This window comes from Pantoea sp. CTOTU49201 (assembly GCF_032054795.1).
Taxonomy (GTDB): domain Bacteria; phylum Pseudomonadota; class Gammaproteobacteria; order Enterobacterales; family Enterobacteriaceae; genus Pantoea; species Pantoea symbiotica.
In genome coordinates this window covers 1-5,228 of record NZ_DAMBSA010000334.1, presented here as the reverse complement: position 1 = coordinate 5,228, position 5,228 = coordinate 1, and the positions used below count along the sequence as shown (strand labels likewise).

Below are 5,228 nucleotides of genomic sequence, written 5' to 3'. Positions count from 1 at the left end.
ATCCCTCTGCACACCTGGCATAGCGGCGCAATTTATTGCGCTTTTCCTAATATCAACGATGGTTCAACCGGCGCGACAACCTGTCGCCAAAGAACTGCAGCACCGTCACCAATGCCACCAGCACCACAATCACCGTCAGCATCACCTGCATATCAAAACGCTGATAACCGTAGCGATACGCCAGATCCCCCAACCCGCCCGCGCCAATCGCGCCGGCCATCGCCGAGGCGTTAATCATCGTCACCAGCGTAATGGTAAACCCGCTGACAATGCCGGGCCGCGCTTCGGGCAGCAGCACATGCCAGATAATATGCCAACGATGAAACCCCATCGCCTGCGCCGCTTCGGTCAGCCCTTTATCCACTTCGCGCAGGCTTACTTCGGCGATGCGCGCAAAGAACGGCGTCGCCGCCAGCGTCAGCGGCACCACCGCCGCCCACACGCCGTAGGTGGTGCCGACGATCCAGCGAGTAAATGGAATCAGCGCCACCATCAGAATCAAAAACGGGATCGAGCGGAACAAGTTCACCACCCAGCCCAGCACGCGATTCAGCAGCGGGCTGGGGAACAGATCGCCGCGTCCTGTTACTATCAGAATCACCGCCATCGGTAATCCGAGCGCCAGCGCCAGCAGCGACGACACGCCGACCATCAGCAGCGTATCCAGCAGCCCAATCCATAAACGATCAATAGCCAGTGACATAACCCGGTATCTCCAGTTGATCCGCAATCGGGGTTAACAGCGTCCGCGCGGCGTCCGCTTCATGCTGTGCATCGAGCAGCAACAACATTTGCCCGGTCGGTTTGCTATCCACCCACTCCACCGCGCTATAAATAAGCGTCAGTTCGCCGCCCACCCGCGCACTCAGCGCTGCCAAATCCGGCTGCGCGCCTTGCCCGGTGTAGCGCAAACGCACCAATAAGCGTGAATCGGCATGCTGACGCGTCGGCGTCAGCAACGGTTGAATCGCTTCCGGCAATGCGCTGAACTGCGGATTGAGGAGCTGTCGCGTGGTCTCTTGCTGCGGATCGCTATACACCTGCCACACCGGGCCGCGCTCGATGATTTCGCCCTGATCGATCACCGCCACCTGATGACAGAGATCGTGCACCACATCCATTTCGTGGGTAATCAACACAATGGTGATGTGACGCTGCTGATTGATCTTCTTCAGCAGCGCCAGAATCGAGCGCGTGGTTTCCGGATCGAGCGCCGAGGTGGCTTCATCACACAGCAGCAGTTCCGGATCGTGCACCAGCGCGCGCGCAATGCCGACGCGCTGCTTCTGCCCGCCGGACAATTGCGCTGGCCACGCGTGCTGACGCTGCTCAAGGCCCACCAGCGCCAGCAGTTCATCCACTTTGCGCCGCCGCTCTGCCGCAGGCATGCCCGCCACTTTCATCGGCAGCTCGATGTTTTCGCGCACCGTTTTCGCCGACAGCAAATTGAAGTGCTGGAAAATCATGCCGGTACCGCGTCGCCAATCCACCAGCTGACGATCGCTCAGCGTGCCGAGGTCAATCCCGTCAATCACCACCTGACCGCGAGTAGGCTTTTCCAGCCGATTACGGCAGCGGATCAGCGTGGATTTACCCGCGCCGCTGCGCCCAATGATGCCGAAAATCTCACCGCGCTTAACCTGCAGATCGACCTCCTTCAGCGCGTCCTGAGTTTGTCCGGGATAGCGCTTACTCAGGCCACGAATCTGCACGTGGATTTTTCCTGCCGTCTCGGCCGTCGGTGACAGCAACGCATCGCGCTCACCGGGAAGCGTCAGGCTCACCATACTTACTGGCTCCAGCCCGGCTGATACAGCTTGCCGTAGAAGTCATCAAGCTTGGCGCGCACCACCGGCGAATGCTGATAGATATCAACGAACTTCGCCAGGCGCGGATCGTTCTGATGACCGTCGCGGATCACGAACTGAATCACGTATTCCGGATGTTCCAGTCCATCGAACAGCAGCGCGTTATTGGGATCGATGGTTTTCGACAGACGCAGATAGTGCGGATAACCCTGCGCTAAATCGACTTCATCCAGCGAACGCGACAGCTGCACCGCTTCCACTTCAATAATCTTCAGATGCTTCGGATTGCTGACGATATCATCCACGGTAGATTTGAGGCCCGCTCTTGGTTTTAAAGTAATCAGTTTGGCTTTTTGCAGCAGCAGCAGGCCGCGCGCGCCGTTAATCGGATCGTTGGCAATCGCCACCGTGCCGCCATCGGGTATTTGATCAATCGCGGTATGTTTCTTCGAATAGAGGCCGATGTTATTGATGATTGCTGGCGCGAAAGGCACCAGATGGAATCCGCCCTGCTGATTAGCGTTCTCCAGGAACGGTTTGTGCTGGAACAGGTTCACGTCGATATCACCGTTTTCCACGCTGACGTTCGGCGCGGTCCAGTCGGTGAACTCCACCAGCTCAACGTTCAAGCCCTGTTTCTTCGCCTCGGCAACGGCGGTTTCCAGTGGCGGTGCAAAGGCGGCGGTAGTGCCAACTTTCAGCGGGCCGCTGTAGTTTTCGGCGGCGACGGCGCTAAACGCCAGCAGTGCGACGCTGGCAGCCAGCGCAAAATGACGTGCAATGTTCATATCAGATCCCTGAGGTTAAATTAACGAAGGTTAACGCCGTCGCGCCAGCGCGCCGCCGGATGGCGATCGGGCAAGCGGTCCTGCTGTTGAAAAATTTTCTGCCGTAGCGAACCGGGCTGATACGCGGTCTTGAAGCGACCGCGCTGCTGTAATTCCGGCACCACCAGATCGATAAAATCGCGGTAGCTCTGCGGATTGAGGATGCGCGTCAGGTTAAAGCCGTCGATATCACCTTCATCGATCCACGTAATCAACGCATCCGCCACCTGGCTCGGATTGCCGACGATCAGCGGATAACGGCTGCCCATCGCGTGCTGCTCCAGCAAACGACGGCGCGTCCAGCCGCTGAAGGCTTTGCTCACTGATTCAATGGCGCGCGTGTCGCCAGTCTGAATCGGCTCATCGAGTTCGAACGCAGCTAAATCCAGACCAATCGAACTGGAGAAGTGCGCGATACCCGCTTCCGGGCTGGCGTATTCGAGATAGCTTTTATGCTTCTCCTGCGCTTCGCGTTCGGTAGGCGCGACAATCACGCTGACGCCCATAAAGATGCGCAGATCGTCAGGATGGCGTCCGGCAGCCACCGCCGCCTGACGCAAACGCGTCGATTGCTCGCGCATCGCCGCCGGTGACGCGGCATTGACAAAGCTGCACTCGGCGTGACGTCCGGCGAACTGCACGCCGCGCGCCGATGAACCGGCCTGGAACAGCAGCGGCGTTCGCTGCAGCGACGGGCTGCTCAGGTGATAACCCTGCACCTGATAAAACTCGCCCTGATGATTGATTTGATGGATTTTGCTGGCATCGGCGTAGCGACGATGGGCTTTATCCTGCACCAGCGCATCATCCTGCCAACTGCCTTCCCATAACTTGTAGGTGACATCGAGAAACTCATCGGCCTGATCGTAGCGGCGGTCGTGCGCCAGCAGCTGTTGCTGCCCCATGGCACGCGCGGCGCTATCGAGATAACCGGTGACGATGTTCCAGCCGATGCGCCCTTTGGTCAGGTGATCGAGCGTGGAAAGGCGGCGCGCGAACGGATACGGCGCTTCATAACTCAGGTTGGCGGTCACGCCAAAACCCAGATGCTGCGTCACGCTGGCCATGCCGGAAATCAGCATTAGCGGATCGTTGACCGGCAGCTGAATCGACTCTTTAGCGGTCAGGCCAATGCCTTGCTGATAGACGTCATACACGCCGAGAATGTCGGCGATAAACAGCCCATCAAACAGCCCGCGCTCCAGCAACCGCGCCAGATCCAGCCAGTAATCCAGCGAGTTGAAATCCACCGAACGATCCTGCGGATGCGTCCACATGCCGTGATGAATATGCCCAACGCAGTTCATATTGAAGGCGTTAAGCAGAATCTGTTTTTGACTCATATCGTCCCCCGACGCGGCGGCAACACGCCATTCAGCAGATAGTTGCCGATTGCCGGATATTTCCAGCGCACCGGATCGTGCAAGGTATGCGTACGCGCATTGCGCCAGTGGCGGTCGAAGTTGTGCTCGCGCAGGCTGGAACGCGAACCGCCGAGTTCAAACAGCAGATTGCTGGCCTCTAGCGATACTTCCGTGGTCCAGGCGCGCGCCTTCGCCACTTCCACCGACGCCAGCGCCACGTTTTCGGCGCTGGGATCGCGCTGCGCGACGTCAACCGCATCACCGGCGATCGCCAGCAGTGCATCGCCGGCGCTCAGGCGTGCGGCCAGACGACCGGTGCGATCGAGCGTCAACGGATCGTCGCTGGCGCGTTCGACGCCGCTGTCCGGCCACGGACGCGCACGTTGACGCAGGAAATCGAGCATGTCGTCAAACGCCGCCCGCGCAATGCCCTGATCGATAGCCGCATGCATAATCTGCGCGAATGGCCCAACGGTGCTCGGACGCTCAAACGCGGTCTGGAACGGCACCACATCTTCCGGCGCAATGGCTACGTCACGGAACTGCACGCTGCCGCTGCCGGTGGTGCGCTGACCAAAGCCGCTCCAGTCATCAATCACGTTGACGCCGTGCTGATGGCGCGGCACAAACACCAGTTGCTCTTTGCCGTCATCGGCAATCGCCAGCGTCGGAATACGGTCGGCATACAGCGCACCGGTGCAGTAAAACTTGTTGCCGTTGAGGCGCAATCCTTCCACCTGCTGTGAAACCGCCGTGGAACGCTGATGCGCGGCGGGCGAACTGAATTCCGCCAGCGCATTACCGTGATGCACCCCTGCCAGCACTTCGGCGTAGAGCCGCTGTTTCTGCGCCTCGCTACCGTTGATACGTAGCACTTCCAGCGCGTAAAAATGGTTCTGCGGCACCTGACCAATCGAACCGTCGGCGGCGCTCAATATCACGAAAATTTCGGCCAGTTCGGCGGTAGAAATCTCAATGCCGCCAAAGTCACGCGGCACGGTGATGGCACCGAGCCCGGATTGAAACAGCTGCTGCAATTCAGTGTGCGGCAGTTCACGTTCGCGGTCGCGCTGGGCGGAACCGGCACGAAAACGTTTCGCCAGTTCCTGCGCCACCTGCAAGGCCTGTTGGGCATGGGTGATGCGCGTCGCGCGCTGTTTGGGCGATACCTGCGTCATGGTTGCTCCTTAAATCCACGCATGACGCGCAGGCAGCGCATCATTGAGGTA

Annotated in this window: 5 protein-coding genes; all 5 read right to left on the bottom strand. The window is 59.3% G+C overall.

Annotated features, from left to right (window positions below; translation table 11 throughout):
• Positions 1–52: 52 nt before the first annotated feature.
• From RTY00_RS19235 to RTY00_RS19215, 5 genes are read right to left on the bottom strand one after another with little or no spacing between them, the layout of a single operon-like run.
• Positions 53–703 carry a methionine ABC transporter permease gene (locus tag RTY00_RS19235; RefSeq protein WP_312665568.1) on the bottom strand — a complete coding sequence of 217 codons (651 nt, stop codon included), beginning with the start codon at positions 701–703 and terminating at the stop codon, positions 53–55.
• Positions 687–1,787: an ATP-binding cassette domain-containing protein gene (locus RTY00_RS19230; protein ID WP_312665566.1), complete on the bottom strand. Its 1,101-nt coding sequence runs from the start codon at positions 1,785–1,787 to the stop codon at positions 687–689. Before RTY00_RS19230 ends, RTY00_RS19235 begins: the two co-directional genes overlap by 17 nt.
• 2 nt (positions 1,788–1,789) lie before the next feature.
• Positions 1,790–2,596 (bottom strand): MetQ/NlpA family ABC transporter substrate-binding protein, encoded by an 807-nt coding sequence (locus RTY00_RS19225; RefSeq protein ID WP_312665564.1) that lies wholly within the window; start codon positions 2,594–2,596, stop codon positions 1,790–1,792.
• Between the two features lie 20 nt (positions 2,597–2,616).
• Positions 2,617–3,978 carry an LLM class flavin-dependent oxidoreductase gene (locus RTY00_RS19220; RefSeq protein WP_312665562.1) on the bottom strand — a complete coding sequence of 454 codons (1,362 nt, stop codon included), beginning with the start codon at positions 3,976–3,978 and terminating at the stop codon, positions 2,617–2,619.
• Positions 3,975–5,177 (bottom strand): SfnB family sulfur acquisition oxidoreductase, encoded by a 1,203-nt coding sequence (locus RTY00_RS19215; protein ID WP_312665561.1) that lies wholly within the window; start codon positions 5,175–5,177, stop codon positions 3,975–3,977. The genes RTY00_RS19220 and RTY00_RS19215 overlap by 4 nt, the downstream gene beginning before the upstream one ends.
• Between the last annotated feature and the right edge of the window lie 51 nt (positions 5,178–5,228).

What these genes read in the sequence shown, in the direction of transcription:
- RTY00_RS19235 (WP_312665568.1), bottom strand. Translation starts at nt 703, where the DNA reads ATGTCACTGGCTATTGATCGTTTATGGATTGGGCTGCTGGATACGCTG.
- RTY00_RS19230 (WP_312665566.1), bottom strand. Translation starts at nt 1,787, where the DNA reads ATGGTGAGCCTGACGCTTCCCGGTGAGCGCGATGCGTTGCTGTCACCG.
- RTY00_RS19215 (WP_312665561.1), bottom strand. Translation starts at nt 5,177, where the DNA reads ATGACGCAGGTATCGCCCAAACAGCGCGCGACGCGCATCACCCATGCC.
- RTY00_RS19225 (WP_312665564.1), bottom strand. Translation starts at nt 2,596, where the DNA reads ATGAACATTGCACGTCATTTTGCGCTGGCTGCCAGCGTCGCACTGCTG.
- RTY00_RS19220 (WP_312665562.1), bottom strand. Translation starts at nt 3,978, where the DNA reads ATGAGTCAAAAACAGATTCTGCTTAACGCCTTCAATATGAACTGCGTT.